Annotated in this window: 21 protein-coding genes and 2 pseudogenes; 11 read left to right on the top strand and 12 right to left on the bottom strand. The window is 69.4% G+C overall.

Annotated features, from left to right (window positions below; genetic code table 11):
- Positions 1-92: 92 nt before the first annotated feature.
- From AC5PYY_RS03510 to AC5PYY_RS03530, 5 genes are all read left to right on the top strand, one after another.
- Positions 93-926 carry a hypothetical protein gene (locus AC5PYY_RS03510; RefSeq protein ID WP_493898417.1) on the top strand — a complete coding sequence of 278 codons (834 nt, stop codon included), beginning with the start codon at positions 93-95 and terminating at the stop codon, positions 924-926.
- Between the two features lie 239 nt (positions 927-1,165).
- Positions 1,166-2,221 carry a tyrosine-type recombinase/integrase gene (locus tag AC5PYY_RS03515; protein ID WP_493896381.1) on the top strand — a complete coding sequence of 352 codons (1,056 nt, stop codon included), beginning with the start codon at positions 1,166-1,168 and terminating at the stop codon, positions 2,219-2,221.
- Complete coding sequence (locus AC5PYY_RS03520; protein WP_493896382.1) at positions 2,218-3,510, top strand: tyrosine-type recombinase/integrase; 1,293 nt, start codon at positions 2,218-2,220, stop codon at positions 3,508-3,510. Before AC5PYY_RS03515 ends, AC5PYY_RS03520 begins: the two co-directional genes overlap by 4 nt.
- A 161-nt stretch (positions 3,511-3,671) precedes the next feature.
- Positions 3,672-3,878, top strand: a complete 207-nt coding sequence (locus AC5PYY_RS03525; protein WP_493898418.1) for an antitoxin MazE-like protein — start codon at positions 3,672-3,674, stop codon at positions 3,876-3,878.
- Positions 3,875-4,201 carry a type II toxin-antitoxin system PemK/MazF family toxin gene (locus tag AC5PYY_RS03530; RefSeq protein WP_022923225.1) on the top strand — a complete coding sequence of 109 codons (327 nt, stop codon included), beginning with the start codon at positions 3,875-3,877 and terminating at the stop codon, positions 4,199-4,201. The genes AC5PYY_RS03525 and AC5PYY_RS03530 overlap by 4 nt, the downstream gene beginning before the upstream one ends.
- A 53-nt stretch (positions 4,202-4,254) precedes the next feature.
- Here AC5PYY_RS03530 and AC5PYY_RS03535 read toward each other — a convergent pair whose 3' ends face one another.
- The 3 genes and pseudogenes from AC5PYY_RS03535 to AC5PYY_RS03545 form a co-directional block, all read right to left on the bottom strand.
- The gene (locus AC5PYY_RS03535) at positions 4,255-4,614 is read right to left on the bottom strand and encodes a type II toxin-antitoxin system death-on-curing family toxin (protein ID WP_493898419.1); all 360 of its coding nucleotides are present in this window, start codon (positions 4,612-4,614) and stop codon (positions 4,255-4,257) included.
- Positions 4,615-4,617: 3 nt separating this feature from the next.
- Entirely contained in the window at positions 4,618-4,752 is a 135-nt protein-coding gene (locus AC5PYY_RS03540) for a hypothetical protein (RefSeq protein ID WP_269087266.1), read from the bottom strand.
- A pseudogene (locus AC5PYY_RS03545) lies at positions 4,753-4,821 on the bottom strand (CopG family transcriptional regulator); the annotation flags it as partial. It abuts the gene before it with no gap.
- Positions 4,822-5,280: 459 nt separating this feature from the next.
- Between AC5PYY_RS03545 and AC5PYY_RS03550 the strand changes: the two are divergent.
- Complete coding sequence (locus tag AC5PYY_RS03550; RefSeq protein WP_493898420.1) at positions 5,281-5,631, top strand: hypothetical protein; 351 nt, start codon at positions 5,281-5,283, stop codon at positions 5,629-5,631.
- A gap of 386 nt (positions 5,632-6,017) precedes the next feature.
- Here AC5PYY_RS03550 and AC5PYY_RS03555 read toward each other — a convergent pair whose 3' ends face one another.
- Positions 6,018-6,332, bottom strand: a complete 315-nt coding sequence (locus tag AC5PYY_RS03555; protein WP_493898421.1) for a hypothetical protein — start codon at positions 6,330-6,332, stop codon at positions 6,018-6,020.
- Positions 6,333-6,481: 149 nt separating this feature from the next.
- On the opposite strand from AC5PYY_RS03555, the gene AC5PYY_RS03560 reads away from it, so the two are divergent.
- Positions 6,482-6,802, top strand: coding sequence for a hypothetical protein (locus AC5PYY_RS03560; RefSeq protein ID WP_493898422.1), 321 nt, complete (start codon positions 6,482-6,484; stop codon positions 6,800-6,802).
- A gap of 276 nt (positions 6,803-7,078) precedes the next feature.
- Positions 7,079-8,648 (top strand): annotated as a pseudogene (locus tag AC5PYY_RS03565) (ISL3 family transposase).
- A 92-nt stretch (positions 8,649-8,740) separates the two neighbouring features.
- Here AC5PYY_RS03565 and AC5PYY_RS03570 read toward each other — a convergent pair.
- From AC5PYY_RS03570 to AC5PYY_RS03600, 7 genes are all read right to left on the bottom strand, one after another.
- Positions 8,741-9,958, bottom strand: coding sequence for a DUF418 domain-containing protein (locus tag AC5PYY_RS03570; protein WP_493898423.1), 1,218 nt, complete (start codon positions 9,956-9,958; stop codon positions 8,741-8,743).
- Positions 9,959-10,162: 204 nt separating this feature from the next.
- The gene (locus tag AC5PYY_RS03575; protein WP_493898424.1) at positions 10,163-10,540 is read right to left on the bottom strand and encodes a type II toxin-antitoxin system VapC family toxin; all 378 of its coding nucleotides are present in this window, start codon (positions 10,538-10,540) and stop codon (positions 10,163-10,165) included.
- A gap of 5 nt (positions 10,541-10,545) precedes the next feature.
- Entirely contained in the window at positions 10,546-10,779 is a 234-nt protein-coding gene (locus AC5PYY_RS03580; protein ID WP_493898425.1) for a type II toxin-antitoxin system Phd/YefM family antitoxin, read from the bottom strand.
- A gap of 30 nt (positions 10,780-10,809) precedes the next feature.
- Positions 10,810-11,067: a type II toxin-antitoxin system RelE family toxin gene (locus AC5PYY_RS03585; protein WP_493898426.1), complete on the bottom strand. Its 258-nt coding sequence runs from the start codon at positions 11,065-11,067 to the stop codon at positions 10,810-10,812.
- Positions 11,067-11,348: a type II toxin-antitoxin system Phd/YefM family antitoxin gene (locus AC5PYY_RS03590; RefSeq protein ID WP_493898427.1), complete on the bottom strand. Its 282-nt coding sequence runs from the start codon at positions 11,346-11,348 to the stop codon at positions 11,067-11,069. The genes AC5PYY_RS03585 and AC5PYY_RS03590 overlap by 1 nt, the downstream gene beginning before the upstream one ends.
- Positions 11,349-11,640: 292 nt before the next feature.
- Positions 11,641-12,633 (bottom strand): succinylglutamate desuccinylase/aspartoacylase family protein, encoded by a 993-nt coding sequence (locus AC5PYY_RS03595; RefSeq protein WP_493899320.1) that lies wholly within the window; start codon positions 12,631-12,633, stop codon positions 11,641-11,643.
- A gap of 98 nt (positions 12,634-12,731) precedes the next feature.
- A complete protein-coding gene (locus tag AC5PYY_RS03600; protein ID WP_493898428.1) occupies positions 12,732-13,220 on the bottom strand; it encodes an ATP-dependent zinc protease family protein in 489 nt (162 codons plus the stop codon).
- A 25-nt stretch (positions 13,221-13,245) separates the two neighbouring features.
- On the opposite strand from AC5PYY_RS03600, the gene rimK reads away from it, so the two are divergent.
- Positions 13,246-14,448 (top strand): 30S ribosomal protein S6--L-glutamate ligase, encoded by a 1,203-nt coding sequence (gene rimK, locus AC5PYY_RS03605; protein ID WP_493898429.1) that lies wholly within the window; start codon positions 13,246-13,248, stop codon positions 14,446-14,448.
- 119 nt (positions 14,449-14,567) lie between these two features.
- Here rimK and AC5PYY_RS03610 read toward each other — a convergent pair whose 3' ends face one another.
- A complete protein-coding gene (locus tag AC5PYY_RS03610) occupies positions 14,568-15,254 on the bottom strand; it encodes an NAD(P)H-binding protein (protein WP_493898430.1) in 687 nt (228 codons plus the stop codon).
- A gap of 107 nt (positions 15,255-15,361) precedes the next feature.
- Between AC5PYY_RS03610 and AC5PYY_RS03615 the strand changes: the two genes are divergently transcribed.
- Together AC5PYY_RS03615 and AC5PYY_RS03620 are read left to right on the top strand one after the other, a co-directional pair.
- Positions 15,362-15,694, top strand: coding sequence for an L-rhamnose mutarotase (locus AC5PYY_RS03615; protein ID WP_493898431.1), 333 nt, complete (start codon positions 15,362-15,364; stop codon positions 15,692-15,694).
- Between the two features lie 128 nt (positions 15,695-15,822).
- On the top strand, positions 15,823-17,553 hold the full coding sequence (locus tag AC5PYY_RS03620; protein WP_493898432.1) for a bifunctional metallophosphatase/5'-nucleotidase: 1,731 nt from the start codon (positions 15,823-15,825) through the stop codon (positions 17,551-17,553).
- The last annotated feature ends 26 nt before the right edge of the window (positions 17,554-17,579 follow it).

Here is a 17,579-nt window from a genome sequence, read left to right on the forward strand (position 1 = left end):
CGTGAGTTGACATCACGGAAGGACGATCACCGAGGGTTAACGAGTGCGCCTGAGCGAGCAGAGACGGTTCACGGTCGAATAGGCTGAGGCGCATGGGCTGGTCACAGGGTGGCGAGGTGCGGGCATCTGTGGTGAGCGCGACGATGCTGGCGGTTGTGATCCTAGCCGCGTGCGCGCCGAGCGGTGATGGGGCCGGGGCCAGTAAGGACGCCTTAGTGGATACGAGCATGGACCCTTCGGACGGTCACGCCCCCACCGAGTCGGTCACGGAGACCGGAGCAACGGGGGCTGCCCAGGAAACCACCACGATGGAGACCGGCGCCGAGGAAACCACCACGATGGAGACCGGCGCCGAGGAAACCTCGACCGTGGAGACGACCGCCATGGAGACCACCGACGCGGCGGAGGAAACCTCGGAAGTGGAGCCAAGTAGTACGCAGACTGAGACCGCCGCGCCCGGCGATGTGATCGTGGTATCGGATTTCACCACCTTCACGACGCCTGCCCGGGCGGCCTACTGCTTTATCAGTGCACCGACCAGCGACATGGCAGCCTCCATCAGCTGCGAAGTGGCGCAGACCAGCGTGCCGCCGGGCGATCCACTGATCGGTGTCTGCGATGCAGAGGGAATCGGCTGGTTCTTCAACTTCTTCGCCGACAGCGGCCATGGGGGCTTCTTCTGCAACCACGTTGATGGCATCACTCGAGGTGGGGGGAACCCGCACTATTGGCAGGACGACCCCTGGATAGACCCGAACAACGTCGTTACGCTGCAAAACGGTGCCCGAGTGGCTGTCCTGGACTACGGCCGCATCATGCGCGCCGGTGACATGGACTGCAGTGTCCAGCCGGACGGGTTGACCTGTCAGGCAGCCGGCAGCGGTCACGGCTTCACGGTCAACTCAGGGTCCTACTCGACCTGGTAGCCCCTGGCCGATCCTCATACGTAAGTCGGGCTATGGCGAATGCCGCAGCCGACGGTGTGGCGCCGTAGTCCACTGCACTCGGCCACGGCTGGGTGGATACGTCCGGAAATGCTTGTTATGCACGTGATCTTCCGGGAGATTTCGACCAGCCGGTGTGGCTGATGGTCGAGGGACCGGGAGGTCGTGACATGTCGGGTCTGGATCCGTGTCTGGTCAGGTCGCGAGGGCCCTCGGGCGAGGTGGTGCTGCGGGTCGGGGTCGGCTGCGCGGACGAGTACCTGGACTTCCTGTCCGGGCGGTGCCGGCCGAACACGGTCCTGGCCGCGGCGTACGACCTGAGAATCTTCCTGTCGGTGCTCGGCAAAGACCCGGCCGAGGCGGTCCCGGCCGACGTGCTCGCCTTCATCACCGCCCAGCGCACCGGCCGTCCTGCCGGCGTGGTCCAGGGGCTGCCCGCCGACGGCGGAGGCGGGGTGGGGCCGGCCACGGTCGCCCGGCGGGTCTCCACGATCTCCGGGTTCTACGCCTTCTTGCAGGTTCGCGGGGACGTGGTCACCAACCCGGTGCCCCGGGGGCTGCCGACCCGCAGGGAGAGATCCCGCCCCTCCCAGGGCGTGCCGTTGACCAGGCGGGTCCGGTCCCTGCCGCGGATCCTGGCCCCGGCCGATGTCGATGCCCTCACCGGCGCCCTGCGCACCCACCGGGACCGGGCCATGGTCGCGGCGATGGTGCTCGGCGGGCTGCGCCGCTGCGAGGTCCTGGGCCTGCGCCTGGAGGACTTGCGGGTTGCCGAACGGCGGGTGTTTATCGCCGAGGGCAAGGGCGGGCGGCAACGCATTGTGCCCGTCTCGGCCAGGTTCTTCACCGCGGTCGCCGACTACCTGGCCATCGAGCGACCCGCCGACGCCGCGACCGGCCGGTTGTTCGTCGTGCTCAAGGGACCCACCCGCGGGCAGCCGCTGACCGTGCGCGGTATCGATCAGGTCCTGGCCGGTGCCCGGACGCGTGCGGGCCTGTCCCACGGCACCTGCCACGAGCTGCGGCACACCTGCCTGACCCGGCTGCGGGAGGCAGGGATGGCCCTGGAGGCCGTCCAGGCCCAGGCCGGTCACGCCTCGATCGAGTCCACCCGGATCTACCTGCACCTGGCCGACGACTGGCTGGCCTCCCAGTACCGCAAGGCCGCCGAGGTCATCGACGCCCAGGTCTTCGCCGGCGTCCCCGGCGTGCACGCGACACCGCCGCCGGGCGCCGGTGAACGGCCGGCGCTGCCGGGGTTCCGGAGGCTGCGATGAGCACCACCCTGCCGGTCCGGTTCGACCCCGCCCAGGACCAGCGCGGCGGCGCCGCGCCGGTCGCGACCTGGGACCAGGTCGCCGCCGAGCTGCCTCAGGTCGCGGCCACCATGCGGGCCTACCTGACCCAGCTGGCCTGCGTGCTGCGCCCGGGCAGCGTCAACGGCGCCGACCAGTCGCTGCGCTGCTTCGCCACCTACCTGCTCACCCACACCCCGACCCTGACCTGCGTGGCCGACATCGACCGGTCCACGATCGAGGCCTACAAGCCGTGGCTGGCCGCCCGCCCCGGCCGCGGCGGGACCCCGTTGGGCCTGGCCACCATCGCCGGCCGGCTGGGCACGCTGCGGATGTTCTTCATCCGGATCGGCGAGTGGGGCTGGGACGACGCCCCGGCCCGGGTGCCGATGTTCTCCGGTGACCTGCCCCGCCAGGACCGGCCCCTGCCCAAGGCGCTGGACGACCCGAGCGCCGCGCGGCTGCTGCGCGCCGCCCAGGCCCAGCCCCGGATGCTGCTGCGCGTCACCGTGGAAGTCCTGCTGCGCACCGGCCTGCGAGTCAGCGAGTACACCGCCCTGCCCGCCGACGCTCTCGTGCACATCGGCACCGGACCCTGGCTGCATGTGCCGGTCGGCAAGCTGCACCAGGACCGCTACCTGCCCTTGCACCCGCACGTGCTCACCCTCATCCAGGACTACCGGGCCACCCACGTCGACCCCGCCCACCCGCTGCTGCTCCCGAGAGAGAACGGCCGGGCGCTGGACCGGCACACCGTCACCCGGATGATCAACAAGGCCGGCGCCGCCGCCGGCCTGGCCCACATCCACCCCCACCAGCTGCGCCACACCCTGGCCACCCAGGCCATCAACCGCGGCATGTCCCTGGAAGCCATCGCCGCGATGCTGGGCCACTCCTCGATGGACATGACCCTGCGCTATGCCCGCATCGCCAACCGCACCGTCGCCGAGGAGTACTTCGCCGTCACCGACAAGGTCGACGCCCTCTACACCGACCCCGCCCACCTGCCCGCCGACGCCCTCGGACCCAACATGGCCCGGCTGCGCCGCGAGCACTCCCGCATGCTCGGCAACGGCCACTGCACCCGACCCCCCGAGCTCGACTGCGCCTTCGAGTCCATCTGCGAGACCTGCACCTTCTTCCAGACCACCATCGCCTTCCGCCCCACCCTCCAGGCCCAGCACGACGACGCCCACGCCAAGGGCCAGACCCACCGAGCCCAGCTCTTCGGCAAACTCCTCAACGATCTCGAGAACGGCGAAGCATCATGAACCGCCCCCACCCCCATCACGTGCATAATGCCGCGCTGAGCGTGGTCCGCACGCTACTGCCGCTGGTCGCTCGGCGGGTGAGGTGGGGACCCAAATCTTGGTGCGCTGTTAGGGACGTAGCCGCCTTCCGCTGCACTGTCGTTACATGTAACGTGGTAGGCATGACGGTGAAGCATCGAGTCAGCGAGTACCGGCGCAGGATGCGCGCACGCGGACTTCGACCCGTGCAGATCTGGGTGCCGGACGTGCGTAGCGAGCGCTTCGCACAGGAGGCCGAACGTCAGGCGGCCCTGGTCGCCAGGGCGGACAAGCAGTCCGAAGACCAGGAGTTCGTCGAAGCCGTCACCGCCCCCTGGGACGAGGAGTGAGGCGCGGCGAGCTGTGGACCGTCGCCGGGGGTGTCTACGCCTCCAAGCCGAGGCCCGCACTGATCGTGCAGGACGACCTCTTCGAGGGCACTGCCTCGGTGACCGTGGCGCCCCTGACGACGACGCTGGTAGATGCCCCTCTGCTTCGCGTACGCGTCGCCGCCGATGATTTCACCGGCCTGCAGCACGACAGCCAGGTCATGATCGACAAGGTCACCACAGTCCGCCGCGAGAACGTCGGTACCCGCATTGGCCGCCTGGCGCCCGAAAGTCTCGTGGAGGTCGAACGCGCCCTCATGGCTTTCCTCGGCCTGGCTAGGTAGCGGACGAGAGACCACTGCGGACATCCGGATCTGCCGCGGGCCGGCAGCTGAAACTAGTGCGATCGGGCCAATTCGCGGGCTGCTACTCGGTGGTCGGCGGCGCCGCTGGCGACGGCGATGACCAGGTCGTACGCGTCGTCGTCGGGCGCATGTAGATCGATGTCGTTGAGTCCGTAGAACACGACCACTGCGAGCCATCCCAGGCGCTTGTTGCCATCGACGAGCGGGTGGTTGACGACGATGGACTCCAGCAGCGCGCCCGCCTTGGCGTCGATGTCTGGGTAGGCGTCACGTCCGAGGACACTGGAGCTGGGGCGGTGGGCCGCTGAGTCCAGCAGGCCAAGGTCCTGGATCGGACCTACGCCCAGGTCCGTTGCCAGGGTGAGCAGATCCTCGGTCGTCAGGTACTCCAAGGGTCAGCGCCCGAGACGCTCGAGCAGGTCGGCGTACCGCTCTCGGCCCCGTGCGGACAGCTCGCGTACCTGCTCCTCATGCCCGCGCCGTGCAGCCGCCTCCCGGATGGCCCGAACGGTCGCCTCCTGCTTGCTCACACCCTCAGCCTCGGCCAGAGCCGCCAACGCTCGCTCATCCTCTGGAGACAATCGCAGAGTCATCGCCATGCGATCATGGTACCACTTTGGTATCTAGCGTCCATACCGCCGTTCATGCGGTGGGCTGCCACCGTCGCGTCGTGAAGCAGACGGAACTGGCCGCTTCCTACACTCCCGTGAACGGACAACTGGCCCTCGTAGCGGCGCTGGCAGCGATCGGAGGGCGCTGGCTCCGGGGAGGGGCGAGTGCACCCATACCCGACTTGTCGGGCGGCAACTCAGCCTTCCAGTACGTGGACTCGTTCACCGCCACACTGCCCCCGCGCGGCTTCCTGAGGCGCACGTCGGTGGTGACGGGTCCAGAGGAATGGCTCACCGGCCTCCCCTCCCGGGGAGTCACGGATCTCTCGTTGGTCACCGACCTGCCCACCACAGGTCCACTGCCTTCACGCCGCCCCGGACTCCCGGATCTGGTCAGTGTCTGCGCACGACTCGTCGGCGGAGGGCTTCAGAGCACCACAGGTCGGCGTGACAGAGGCCAGGACGGCGCTACAGGTCGCGCTGCATGACATCGGGGGCTTCGCCCAGCAGTTCGACGAACTCCACAGGTGGGCGTCGTGGTTCAGAAAGGCCGAGAGCCTCCTCACCGACCCTGCCCCGGCTGCCCCCTACCACCAGGACCTGCTTCCGCCCGATGCCGACCTCGAGCGTCGCCAGCTGGCAGCCGCGGTCGTGCAGGGTTGGGTGTTCGGCGGAATGGGGTCGTGGAACGACGGCGGACCTGCGGATCCCGGGGCGCAGCGAGAATACGAGCGCGTCGGCGCGCACTTGTACTCCGCTCTGCTCACCGCGCTTCCGGCCGCGACCAACGGTGCGTGACGCCCGCCCTGCCTCGCCCGGAGGTCAGGCAGCGACGAGCAGCAGTCCGTACCTCAGAGCTTCTCGAGCTTGTGGAACGGACTCGGGATGCGCATCGTGCGGGTGCCGAAGTTCACGGTGACCGCCGAGCTCTCCGTGCCCACGACACGTCCGAGGCCCAAGGCCTGGTGCGAGACCCTGTCGCCGACTTCGAAATGCTCGACGTCCGGCTCGACTCGCGGCTTGAAGGGGCTGGAGGCAAGGTGGCGCCGCTGGGATCCGGACCGGTTCGATGTGATCACCCCTCAGTATGCGCCCCAGAGCCATGCCAGCCGGACCCGCCGCTCACGTGCGTCCAGGGCGTGGGGCCGGGCTCGTGGCTACCCTGCCGTGGCAGGCGGAGGGCGTCACCGGCCCGCGGGGCCCTCTTCGGGCTCGCGGATGAGCCGCAGGTGGCGCTGCAGCCAAGGGCGGGCCTCCTCGAGCACCGCGTCCAGGCCGCGCACCGCTGGGTCGGGGTAGAACCCGGAGGTGTCGTTGGCGCGGTAATAGAGGCCGGCTGGGCGGTCGGCACCGTCGACCTCGTGCCGCCACGGGAGATAGATGACCGTGACCGGTTCGCCCTCGAGGTCCACCTCCCGGCTGCGGGGGGCCTGCTGCTCCGTCGGGAAACTCAGGATGGTGGCACCCTCGTCCCCGGTCCCTGGGCCCTGCTCCGTCATGTCGATCACCATACCGCTCCGGTGAGGGTACCGCCGGATGCTGCCGGCCCAGTTGCGGGTGGGGAACCGCATGGCCAGGATGAGCATCCAGGACAACGTGAGTCTGCTGCGAGCACGGCGTAGGACAGGGACGACCAGGGAGGCCGACGATGCGCTGCTACCGGCTCGCGCTCTCGATCGTTGTTCTCGTCTTCGCTACAGCTTGCTCCGAGTCGGACGGGCAGGACCACGTGCTCGACACCCACTGCGGGATCGACGATGTCCACGTCGAGGGACAGTGGTACGAACGCGCTCAGGGCCGTCTCGATGACGGCTCAGGCAACCCGCCCGACGGTTGGGACAACCCGGAGCAGATGGGCACCATCACCCGGGTCGACGAGACCACCCTCGTCTTCACGGACGACGTCGGACACCGAGAGGAGTTCGTCCTCCGTCCGGGGGCGACTGAAGCGAAGCGGGCCTGCGATTGAGCGAGCATCGCCCCGTGCCGCTCACTCCTCTCAGGCAGTCAACACCCCTCGCGCGTATGCCCCGGACCGCTCGTCTGCGACATCGCCAGCGCGCACGATCAGCAGCATGAACCCCGCGCGCCAGGTCCGGCGCCAGCGCCCGCCGCGGCCCCTGCAGGGCGCCCTTAACCACCCCCACCGGATCCGTCGTGTCCGTCATGGGTCACATCTCGGCAGTGACGGCACGGTGCCGGGACTGACGTCTGTCACTTCGCTCGTGCCGAGCGCGGCGTGCTCATGGGCGGCATCGGTGGTGTCGCGAACGCCAAGGTGCTGGTGATCGGCGGCGGTGTCGCGTCGCAGAACGCCGCCAACATCGCGCTCGGCATGGGCGCGGACGTGACGATCCTGGACACCGACCTGGAGAAGCTGCGCACCCTCTTCTGGCGCTTCGACAACCAGGTCAAGCAGCTGGCCTCGAATAACCTCACCATCACCGAGCTCATCGCGGACGCCGACATGGTCATCGGCACCGTGCTCATCCCCGGCGCCAAGGCACCCAAGCTCGTCACCGACGACATGGTCGCCACGGTGAAGCCCGGCTCCGTGCTCGTGGACGTCGCGATCGACCAGGGCGGCTGCTTTGAGGGCTTCCGGCCGACCACCCATGCCGACCCGACCTTCCCGGTGCACAACTCGCTCTACTACGACACGCCGTGCTTCTCCACGCCGGTGGTGCTCCTGTGGCGCAAGCGCCGCTACCGGTGCCGCGAGGACTCCTGTGAGGTGGCCACGTTCACCGAGCAGGAGCCCGCCCTGGCCCGTCCGCGCGGGCTGCTGACGACACGGGCCGCGCGGTGGGCCATCGGCCAGATCCGCCGCGAGCACGCCTCGGTGCTGGGCGCGGACCGCCAGCTCGGGGTGGGGTGGCGCACGGTGTGGTCGGCGATCAAGCCGATCCTGACCGACGCAGCCGACGATGAGTCCCGCTTCGTCGGCGTGAGCATCCTGGGAGTGGATGAGCACGTGTGGCACCACGTGTCCACCAAGCCGCCCGAGGAGGGTGGTCGTGGCCCGAAAAAGCTGACCGGGATGGTCGACCTGACCGTCGATGAGAACGGGCAAATCAGGGCGCGTCTGCTCGACCTGGTCCAGGGCCGCACCCGCGCCGCGTACGCCGACTGGCTCACCGAACGCGGCGAAGGCTTCGCTGCCGGTGTGGACGTCGCGACTCTCGACCCGTTCCAGGGGTACAAGACCGCGATCGATGACGAGCTGTCCGACGCGACCGCGGTCCTGGACGCCTTCCATGTCGTGGCACTGGGCACCAAGTGCGTCGATGAGGTCCGGCGGCGGGTGCAGCAAGCCACGACCGGTCACCGGGGCCGCAAGGGCGACCCGCTCTACGGGATCCAGACCATCCTGCGCGCCGCGGCGGAGAACCTCACCGACAAGAAGCGGGCCCGCATCGAGAAGGCCCTTGCCGCCCGCGTCGAGCACGAGGTCGTCGACCTGGCCTGGCAATGTGCCCAGCAGCTGCGCTCCGCGTACAAGCAACCCGACAAGGCCCAGGGCCCGCCAGATCGCCGAGCGCATCATCGCCACCTTTCCTACCTGCCCGATCCCCGAGATCGCCCGACTCCGCAGGACCCTACGGAAGTGGAAGGACGCGTTCCTGGCCTACGTCGACACCGGCGCCACCAACGGCGGCACCGAGGCCATCAACGGCCTCATCGAGCTCCACCGCCGCATCGCCCGAGGCCTCGCCAACCTCGACAACTACCGCCTACGCATGCTCCTCATCGGCGGAAGACTCAACTCTGACCCCACCCTCAAAGACGAAGAGCCGGTTGAAGCCGACCGATGACGCTAGCGCGCAGCTGCGCACGACGGACATTCGGTCCGACGCGCCCCATCACCACCTTCCGGGTGCTCGCGGAACGAGTCGAGAGGTAGGCCTCAGGACGAGGACCTCACCGTGATCTCGGCGCCCCGACCGGCACCGCCATAGGTGATCCGCCGAAGCACGACCTCCGCCGGCCCGGGCCGCCCGGCCCGCTCCAGCCACGCGCACAGGAGCACCGACACGAGCCAGATCACGACGGCCAGCCCCGCGGCGCCCGCTGACCCGAGGCTCGCTCCCCACCCCTGGCCCCACGCCGCGAGCAGGGGCGCCATCGCCAACGACTGCCAGAGGTATGCCGACAGCGACCGCTTCCCCACCGCCGCCAGCGATCCCGACACCGGTCCGGCGACCCCGCGCTGCTCCAGGCGCGCGGCTAGGAGACCGAAGAGTGCGGCATACCCGAGACCGCCGGCGAGACCGGTGAGCGCCTGCAACCCCAGGAACATGAAGCTGATGTCTGGCGTCAGCCAGGCGCCCGTGTGCACCAGCATGAGCGGCAGTCCGCCGAGCCAGGCGACGGGCAGCCCCAGCGCGGCCGTGAGACGCAGCCGCCGCAGGTGCTCACCCGGCTGGTCGAGCAGCCCTTGCCGCGCCCAGATCCACCCGGTGAGCAGGGCGATCGGCACGTGGAGGACGAAGATGCTAAAGCCGGTGATGAAGCCCCACTCGGTGAGCCGCGCGAGGATCGAGGCGGCATAGCTCTCGATGCCGTTGGCGTTGACCGTCGTCGGCATCACCAGCTCATCGACCGCCCACGTCTCCTGCGGCACCCGCAGCAGCGAGAAGCCGAGGCCGAGCATGAGCGCGGTGAAGGCGCTCAGCAGCCCCACCAGCACCCCACGCACGATCTTCAGCGTCTGCGTCGACGCCATGAAGAGCATGGGGAAGAGGATCAGGCCGAGGACGCCATAGGCGCCGAGGACGTCGCCGTACCAGAGCAGCGCCGCGTGCAGGGCCCCGATCGCGAGCAGCGCCACGTGGCGGCGGGTCATCATCGACCTGAAGGCCGCGACCGGCGTCCCGCGCGCCTCCTGCGCCCGGGCGAACTGCACCATGCCGTAGCCGAACAGCAACGCAAACATCGGCAGCGCCCGGGTGTCCACCAGCGGGATCATGAGCGACTGCACCACCTGGTCCGCGCCCGTCGCGCCCAGTGGGTGGCTCAGCACCATGCCGGTGTCTGCGGCATACAGGAACCACGGGATGTTGGCCAACGCGATGAGCAGGAGCATCACGCCCCGCGCAAGGTCCGGGGCGAGGGCGCGGTTCATGGCGTCAGGATGCCACGTCGATCATCGGTGAAGCATCGAGTGAGCGAGCCGAGATGACGTTTCTCGGCTTGGCGAGGTAGGACGCCGGGTCAACCTCCAGGACGTCCGGGGCACCGCGATGCCACCCAGCTCATGCGTGAGTTTCGGCGAGCTGCGTCAGCGGCAGGCGTCCGCCGATCGGCCGCCACGCCCGTGCGGCAATACCTAGCTTCTGGCGTCAGCGACATCCGGACCACCGGCGAGCAGCACCCGCTCGTCCGCCGTCAAGAGTGTCGCCCCTTCGACGTGCGCCTGCGCCAGGAGCAGGCGATCGAGTGGATCGCGATGCTCCAGACGACTCTCACGCACTCCCAGGACGTGCTCGGCGGTGATCGGCATCAGGCGCAGACCCGACTGCTCTATAGCGGGGCCGATCGGTGCGGGGTCTGGGAACTTTCCGATCGAGTGCTTGATCGACAGCTCCCACAGGCTTGCCGCCGAGACCAGCACCGCCACAGCGCTGTCAATCCGGGCCCGGGCAGTTGCCCCCAACCGCTTGTCGTCCGTGAGCAACCACAGCATGACGTGGGTGTCGAGGAGCAAGCGGCTCACTCCGCCCCCAGCAGCGCTGCCACGGCGTCGTCGGCCTCGAGGAAGGCTTGGTCGGAGTAGGCGAGGTCAAGTTGCCCATAGGTGACGCGCGTCTGGTGATGCGGCACGAGGTCGGCGATCGGCATGCCCGCCCGGGCAATGGTGACGCGCTCCCCCGCCTGCACCCGCTCCAGCAGGCGGGACAGGTGCGTCTTGGCTTCGTGGATGTTCACCACCGTGTCGTGACTCATGGACTTAGTCTAGTCGACTAAGCCGGCGTGTCAGCGATAGACGTCGGCCCGATGCTCGATGGCGACAATGGTCGCGTCCTCACCGATCCGATAGATGATGCGATAGTCCCCGCGCCTCGCGCTGTGCAGCCCTTCGAGATCAACCCGCAATCCCTTGCCCACGCGCTGCGGGTTCGTCGCCAGGGGACCGTAGATGAATTCGATGGCCGCAGTGGCCACCTTCTCGGGGAGTCGGCGCAAGGCGCGCTTCGCCGTGGGTGTCCACGCGACTTGGTATTGCCCCTCCATCAATCGCGCAGCGCCGCGAGGGCCTCTTCCTTGCTCAGGACCTCCACCGCGCCATCAGCAAGCTCTGCGAGGCTGTCGCGGACCTGGGTCATGAGCCTGGGCCGACTAGCGATCTTGAGCGTCTCCTCCAGCGACTCGAGGTCGTCAGCGCTGATGACCACGGCCGCCGCTTTGCCATGCCGCGTGATGGTGACGCGGTCGTGCTCGCGCTCGACCTGGTCCACCACCTCGGAGAGACGGTTCTTCACGTCACGCAGGGCCATTGCAGCGTCCACAGTCATAGCCACAAGTGTAGCCACACCATGACGGGAGAACCAGTCTCTCGGGCTGGCACGCTCGTACGCCGCGATCCGAGGCAGCCGTCAGGACGCCTGAGACCCCGCGATGTTGACCATCCAGCTCACCCCAGCATGCACGGCGTCAGCATCCGTGACGGTCACCGCGGCGCTGGCGGTGGTCGTGTTGCGGTCGACTTGCTGCACGATGCACGCCATGACGTGCGACACGCCGCAGGGCTGGTCCGCCCTGTGCGCGACACGCCGGGCCAGCGGGCAACCGCGCACCCCGCCCGCCTCAGGGCGTGTCGGTGTCCCGCGCGTCCTCGTCCAGCCCCGACCGGTCCGTCGAGTCGATCTCGCCGATGTGCACGAGCGCGTCGCCGCGGTTGACCAGCGGCGCCTCGGCTCGGCCGATGACCACGCCGCCCCGGTCGGCCTTGACGATCGCCAGCCGCTTGCCGAAGGAGTTGAAGAGCTCGCCGAGCTTCTGGCCCTGCGTCACGTGCTCGCCGAGCCCCGCGTCGAGGTGCACGATGCCGGTGCGGCGCGCCCGCACCCAGCCGCTGCGCCAGCACACCTCGCTCGGCGTGCCGACCGGCCGCACGTCGACCTCGTCGACGTCGATCATCCCGAGGTGGGCCAGCACGCGCAGCACCCCGACGACCCCCGCCTCGATCGCCCAGTCGTCGAAGCGCCACGCCTCGCCGCCCTCGTAGAGCAGCACCCGCGCTCCCCGCTCCCGCGCGGCATACCGCAGCGAGCCGTCGCGGAGCTTGGCGTGATACATCACCGGCGCGCCGAACGCCTCGGCCAGCGCCCGGGTCTGCGGGTCCTCCAGGTCGCAGCGGATCTGCGGCAGGTTGGTGCGCCGGTCCGCTCCGGTATGCAGATCGATCCCGACATCCGACGGGCCGATGATCTCCTTCATCATCAGGTGGGCGATGCGCCCCGCGAGCGATCCGCGCGCCGACCCGGGGAAGCTGCGGTTGAGGTCGCGGCGATCCGGCAGGTAGCGGTCGCCCGACATCACGCCGAGCACGTTGACGATCGGGACGGCCAGCACCGTGCCGCGGATCGTCTTCGGGTCCAGCACCGCCATCACCCGCCGCACGACCTCGATGCCCACGACCTCGTCGCCGTGGATCGCGGCGGAGAGCCACACCGTCGGCCCGTCCTCGCGGCCGTGCAGCACGTGCACCGGCAGGCTCACCTCGGCGCCGGTGACGAGACGGGAGATCGGCAGCGACACCTCGCGGCGGCTGCCGGCCCGGACCTTGACGGTGCCGATCGGGAAGGACGGCCGGAGCTTGCGGGCGCGCGGTCGGCGCGCCGCAGCCTCGCCCGGTCGCACGTCCGCTGCGGTCGCGGACGCCGTCGTCGCCTCGCTCACTGCTTGCCCCAGTTCTTCCGCCGCACGGCGCGCTCGGGACGACCCCCGGCATACGACTGCGCCGGGTCGACGAGGAAGCCCTGCACCAGCGCCTCCCGCCCGATCAGCATGCGGAAGCCCATCTCGTCGCGGTCGGTCAGCGTGACCTGGGCCTGCACCTCGCGGCCACCGAGGAGCAACGGGAGGAGCACGACATACCTCTCCTCCTCGTGGCCGGAGGAGGAGCGGACCGAGCGGGAGTCGTGGACCGGCAGCTCCACCTCCACGGCGTCGGAGGCGGTCGCCTGCCACGGGTGGACGCTGAAGCGGACCCAGTCGCGACCGCCTCGATCGACCGCGCGCAGGTCGAAGGCGTGGATCGCCGACGTCTTGGCGCCGGTGTCGATCTTGGCCTTGATCCACGGCACACCGACGCCCGGGATCTGGACCCACTCCCGCCACCCGACGACGGTCTGATCTGTGATGAGATGCGGTTGCCCTGTCACCCGGTCATCCTCTCAGGACGTCCCCATGAAACTCGCGATCCTCTCCCGCTCCCTGCGCGCCTACTCCACGCAGCGCCTCCGCACCGCCGCCCTGGAGCGCGGCCACCAGGTCAAGGTCCTCGACACCATGCGTTTCGGGATCGACCTCTCCGGCGACGAGCCCGATCTGCACTTCCGCGGCAAGCCGCTGTCGACCTACGACGCGGTGCTGCCGCGGGTCGGGGCGTCGGTCACCTACTTCGGCACCGCGGTCGTGCGGCAGTTCGAGCAGATGGACGTCTACACGCCCAACACCGCCAACGGCATCATGAACAGCCGCGACAAGCTTCGCGCCACGCAGATCCTGTCCAAGCACAACATCGGTATGCCGGCGACCGCCTTCGTGCGCAACCGCGCCGAGATCCCGCACGCCATCGAGATGGTCGGCGGCGCCCCGGTCGTCGTGAAGCTGCTCGAGGGCACCCAGGGCATCGGCGTCATCCTCGCGCCCACGATGAAGGTCGCCGAGGCGATCATCGAGACGCTGCACGGCACCAACCAGCAGGTGCTCATCCAGCGCTTCGTCAAGGAGTCCAAGGGCAAGGACGTGCGCGCGCTCGTCGTCGGCGACCGGGTCGTCGCGGCGATGCGGCGGGTCGCCCAGGGCGATGAGTTCCGCTCCAACGTGCACCGCGGCGGCCGCGTCGAGCCGGTCGACCTCGACCCGGAGTATCAGCAGGTCGCCGTCCGCGCCGCCCACATCATGGGCCTGCGGGTGGCCGGGGTCGACATGCTGGAGGGCAACGACGGGCCGCTGGTCATGGAGGTCAACTCCTCGCCGGGCCTGGAGGGCATCGAGGCCGCGACCAAGCTCGACGTCGCGGGCGCGATCGTCGACTACATCGCCGACCAGGCCGGCTTCCCCGACATCGACGTGCGCCAGCGACTGGCGGTCTCGACCGGGTATGGCGTCGCCGAGATCGCGGTCATGTCCGGCTCGGAACTGGTCGGGTCGACCATCGAGGCATCTGGCCTGTGGGAGAAGGACATCCAGGTGCTGACCCTGCACCGGGGAACCCGGGTGGTCCCCAACCCAGCCGGGGCCAAGGTGCTCGAGGACGGCGACCGGCTGCTGTGCTTCGGCAAGCACGAGAACATGCGCTCCCTCATACCCACGCGCTCGCGCCGGCCCAAGCGGGTCAAGCGGCTGCCCAAGCAACCGATCCTGGACGAGTCGCCCGGCGCCTGAGGCTCGCGACAGGGGGTGGCCCCTCCCGCACTCGTCGCGCCACGGTGTTCTTGTGGCGCGTTGTAGACGCGCCACAAGAACAGCATCGCGCCACAAGTCGCGGCCGTGGGAGCTCCTCCTCAGGCGCCGGTGGCCACCGCGTCGAGGGCCTCGTCGATCGGGGTCGACCCGCCGACGAACTCGATCATCCGGCCGGTGAGGTCGTCGCGGCCGAGGACCGCGGCGATCACTGCGGCCACGTCGGCCCGTGCCACGTCGGCGAGCTCGCTGCCGTCGGCCGGACGCGGGTCGGATCCCGGCCCGCTGCCCCGCACCTCGATCTGGCCGGTCGGCTCACCCAGGCTCAGGTGCCCCGGCGCGATGATCGTCCAGCCCAGCCCCGAGCCGCGCAGGTGCTCGTCCGCCGCAGCCTTGGCCTCGGCATACGCGAAGAAGCCGTTGTCCTCCGGCACCCCGTGGTCGGTGCGGGCGCCGAGATAGCTGACCATGAGGTAGCGGTCGACGCCGGCCTGCCCGGCCGCGTCCATGGTGCGGATGGCGGCGTCGCGGTCGACGGCGTAGGTCCGCTCCGGGTCTCCCCCGCCAGCACCCGCCGACCAGACCACCGCGTCGTGCCCGCCGAGCAGCTCGGCGAGCTCGTCGGTGCTCATGCTCTGCACGTCGGCGACGACCGGCGTCGCCCCGACCTGCTCGATGTCGCTCGCGTGCTCGGGGTTGCGGATGACCGCATCCACCTCGTGCTCGCCCAGCAGCGGGCTGAGCAGCATCGCGACCTTGCCGTGTCCTCCGATGATGACGATACGCATACCTGGTCCAACAGAGGCGTCCGCGACGATGTTCCGCCGCGTGCTTGACGCCCCCAGCGGCACGGCATACCGTCGAGTGAAACATTTCAACGACGAGAGGACGACTCGTGCGCCGCGTCTGCTTCCAACTCCAGGTCAAGCCGGACCGCCTCGACGACTACACCCGTCGGCACGCCGAGGTCTGTCCCGACATGCTGCGCGCGCTGCAGGAGACCGGCTGGCACAACTACTCCCTCTTCCTGCGCGCGGATGGTCTGCTCATCGGCTACGTCGAGACACCAGATCTGGGCGCCGCGGTCCGAGGTATGCAGCAGCGCGAGGTCAACGCGCGGTGGCAGGAGGAGATGGGCGAGTTCTTCGTCGACCTCGACGTCCCGCCGGACCTGGGATTCATCGAGCTCACCGAGGTCTTCCACCTGGAGGATCAACTCGCGCGATAGCACATCGGGCGCGTGACGTCCGCATGAAATCCCGATGACACCGCGGACAGACGAACGTCCACGGCTGCAGATCCTCCGCACCTGTGGTTTTCTTGACCAGTCCCGTACGACACCACAGGAAGTGCACGATGACGTCCTCCCGTAACCGCCTCATGGGCCTCGGGCTCGCCGCCTCGCTCGTCGCGACCGGCCTGCTCGCCAGTGTCCCCGCCCAGGCCGCCAAGCCCGACAACCGTGGCACCGAATCCCTCCAGCTCCTCTCCTTCAACGACTACCACGGCCATCTCGAGGCCACGGATGGTCCGCTCGACTCCGAAGGCAGCGGCCGTGACGCCGGTGGCGCGGAGTACCTCTCCGCCCAGCTCGACCTGCTGCGCAAGCGGGCCGGCTCGCGCACCAGCCTCACCGTCGCCGCCGGTGACCTCATCGGTGGCTCACCCTTCCTGTCCGGCCTCTTCCACGACGAGCCGAGCGTCGAGTCGCTCAACGCGATGGGCCTCGACGTGAGCTCGGTGGGCAACCACGAGTTCGACGAGGGCACCCAGGAGCTGCTGCGGATGCAGAACGGCGGCTGCCACCCGGAGGACGGCTGCTACTTCGAGAACGACCCCTACGACGGTGCCGACTTCCAGTGGCTCGCGGCCAACGTCGAGAAGAAGAACGGCACGGGCACGCTGCTCCCGGGCACCAGCATCAAGCAGGTCGGCACCGAGCGTGTCGGCTTCATCGGCATGACCCTCGAGGCCACCCCGACCCTGGTGAGCCCGGCCGGCGTCGCCGACGTGACCTTCCGCGACGAGGTCGAGACCGCCAACGAGCAGGCCGAGGTGCTCACGGCCATGGGCGTCGAGGCCATCGTGGTGCTCCTGCACGAGGGTGGCTACCAGGCGGGCGACTACAACGACTGCGAGGGCATCTCCGACCCGATCGCCACGATCGCCACGCAGATGACCGCCGACGTCGACCAGATCATCACCGGCCACACGCACGAGGCCTACGTCTGCTCGATCCCCGACCCGGAGGGCGACGAGCGGCTGGTCACCAGCGCCGCGTCCTACGGTCAGGCCGTCACCGAGTCGCGCCTCGCCATCGACCGCGCCACCGGTGACGTCATCCGCGAGCGCAGCCGCGCCCGCAACCACCTCGTCCGGCAGAACCTGCGGCCCGACACCGAGCAGACCGAGATCATCGCCAAGTGGAAGAGCCTGAGCGAGGTCGAGGGCGCCCGCGTCATCGGCACCGTCGCCGAGGACATCACCGGTGACTCCGGCGGCGACCGTGGCATCGAGACGCCGATGGCCGACCTGGTCGCGGACTCGATCCTGGCGGCGACCGACGGTGCCGACGAGGGCGGCGGCCAGATCGCCTTCCAGAACGTCGGCGGCACCCGGGCCAGCCTGCTCTACGCGCCGAAGTACGACGAGGCGCCGAGCGACGTGACCTATCAGGAGGCCTTCGACGTCCTGCCCTTCGGCAACCGGATCGTGACCATCACGATGACGGGCGCGCAGATCGAGGAGGCGCTGGAGCAGCAGTACCAGCCGGTCGAGGCTCGTGGCTCCCGCCCGACGCTCGCGCTCGGTGTGTCCGAGGGCTTCGGCTACACCTGGGACGACAGCCAGCCGCAGGGCTCGCGCGTCGTGGAGGGCTCGATGACCCTCAACGGCGAGCAGATGGACCTGGATGCCACCTACCGCGTCAGCCTCTACAACTTCCTGCAGGAGGGCGGCGACCTGTTCACCGCCTTCACCGAGGGCACCGAGCTGACCGGTGGCCCCGAGGACCTGCCGGCGCTGGAGGCATACCTCGGCGACAACCCGGACATCACCGCTCCGGAGAGCCGCATCGACGGGCTGTGATCCACAGCTGACGTCATGACGGGTGC

Source organism: Serinicoccus sp. JS2-9, from assembly GCF_059025165.1.

Coding starts and splice junctions, on each gene's coding strand:
- AC5PYY_RS03590 (WP_493898427.1), bottom strand. CDS start 11,348: ATGACTGTGGACGCTGCAATGGCCCTGCGTGACGTGAAGAACCGTCTC.
- AC5PYY_RS03585 (WP_493898426.1), bottom strand. CDS start 11,067: ATGGAGGGGCAATACCAAGTCGCGTGGACACCCACGGCGAAGCGCGCC.
- AC5PYY_RS03620 (WP_493898432.1), top strand. CDS start 15,823: ATGACGTCCTCCCGTAACCGCCTCATGGGCCTCGGGCTCGCCGCCTCG.
- AC5PYY_RS03570 (WP_493898423.1), bottom strand. CDS start 9,958: ATGAACCGCGCCCTCGCCCCGGACCTTGCGCGGGGCGTGATGCTCCTG.
- AC5PYY_RS03520 (WP_493896382.1), top strand. CDS start 2,218: ATGAGCACCACCCTGCCGGTCCGGTTCGACCCCGCCCAGGACCAGCGC.
- AC5PYY_RS03580 (WP_493898425.1), bottom strand. CDS start 10,779: ATGAGTCACGACACGGTGGTGAACATCCACGAAGCCAAGACGCACCTG.
- rimK (WP_493898429.1), top strand. CDS start 13,246: ATGAAACTCGCGATCCTCTCCCGCTCCCTGCGCGCCTACTCCACGCAG.
- AC5PYY_RS03525 (WP_493898418.1), top strand. CDS start 3,672: ATGACGGTGAAGCATCGAGTCAGCGAGTACCGGCGCAGGATGCGCGCA.
- AC5PYY_RS03560 (WP_493898422.1), top strand. CDS start 6,482: ATGCGCTGCTACCGGCTCGCGCTCTCGATCGTTGTTCTCGTCTTCGCT.
- AC5PYY_RS03610 (WP_493898430.1), bottom strand. CDS start 15,254: ATGCGTATCGTCATCATCGGAGGACACGGCAAGGTCGCGATGCTGCTC.
- AC5PYY_RS03510 (WP_493898417.1), top strand. CDS start 93: ATGGGCTGGTCACAGGGTGGCGAGGTGCGGGCATCTGTGGTGAGCGCG.
- AC5PYY_RS03555 (WP_493898421.1), bottom strand. CDS start 6,332: ATGACGGAGCAGGGCCCAGGGACCGGGGACGAGGGTGCCACCATCCTG.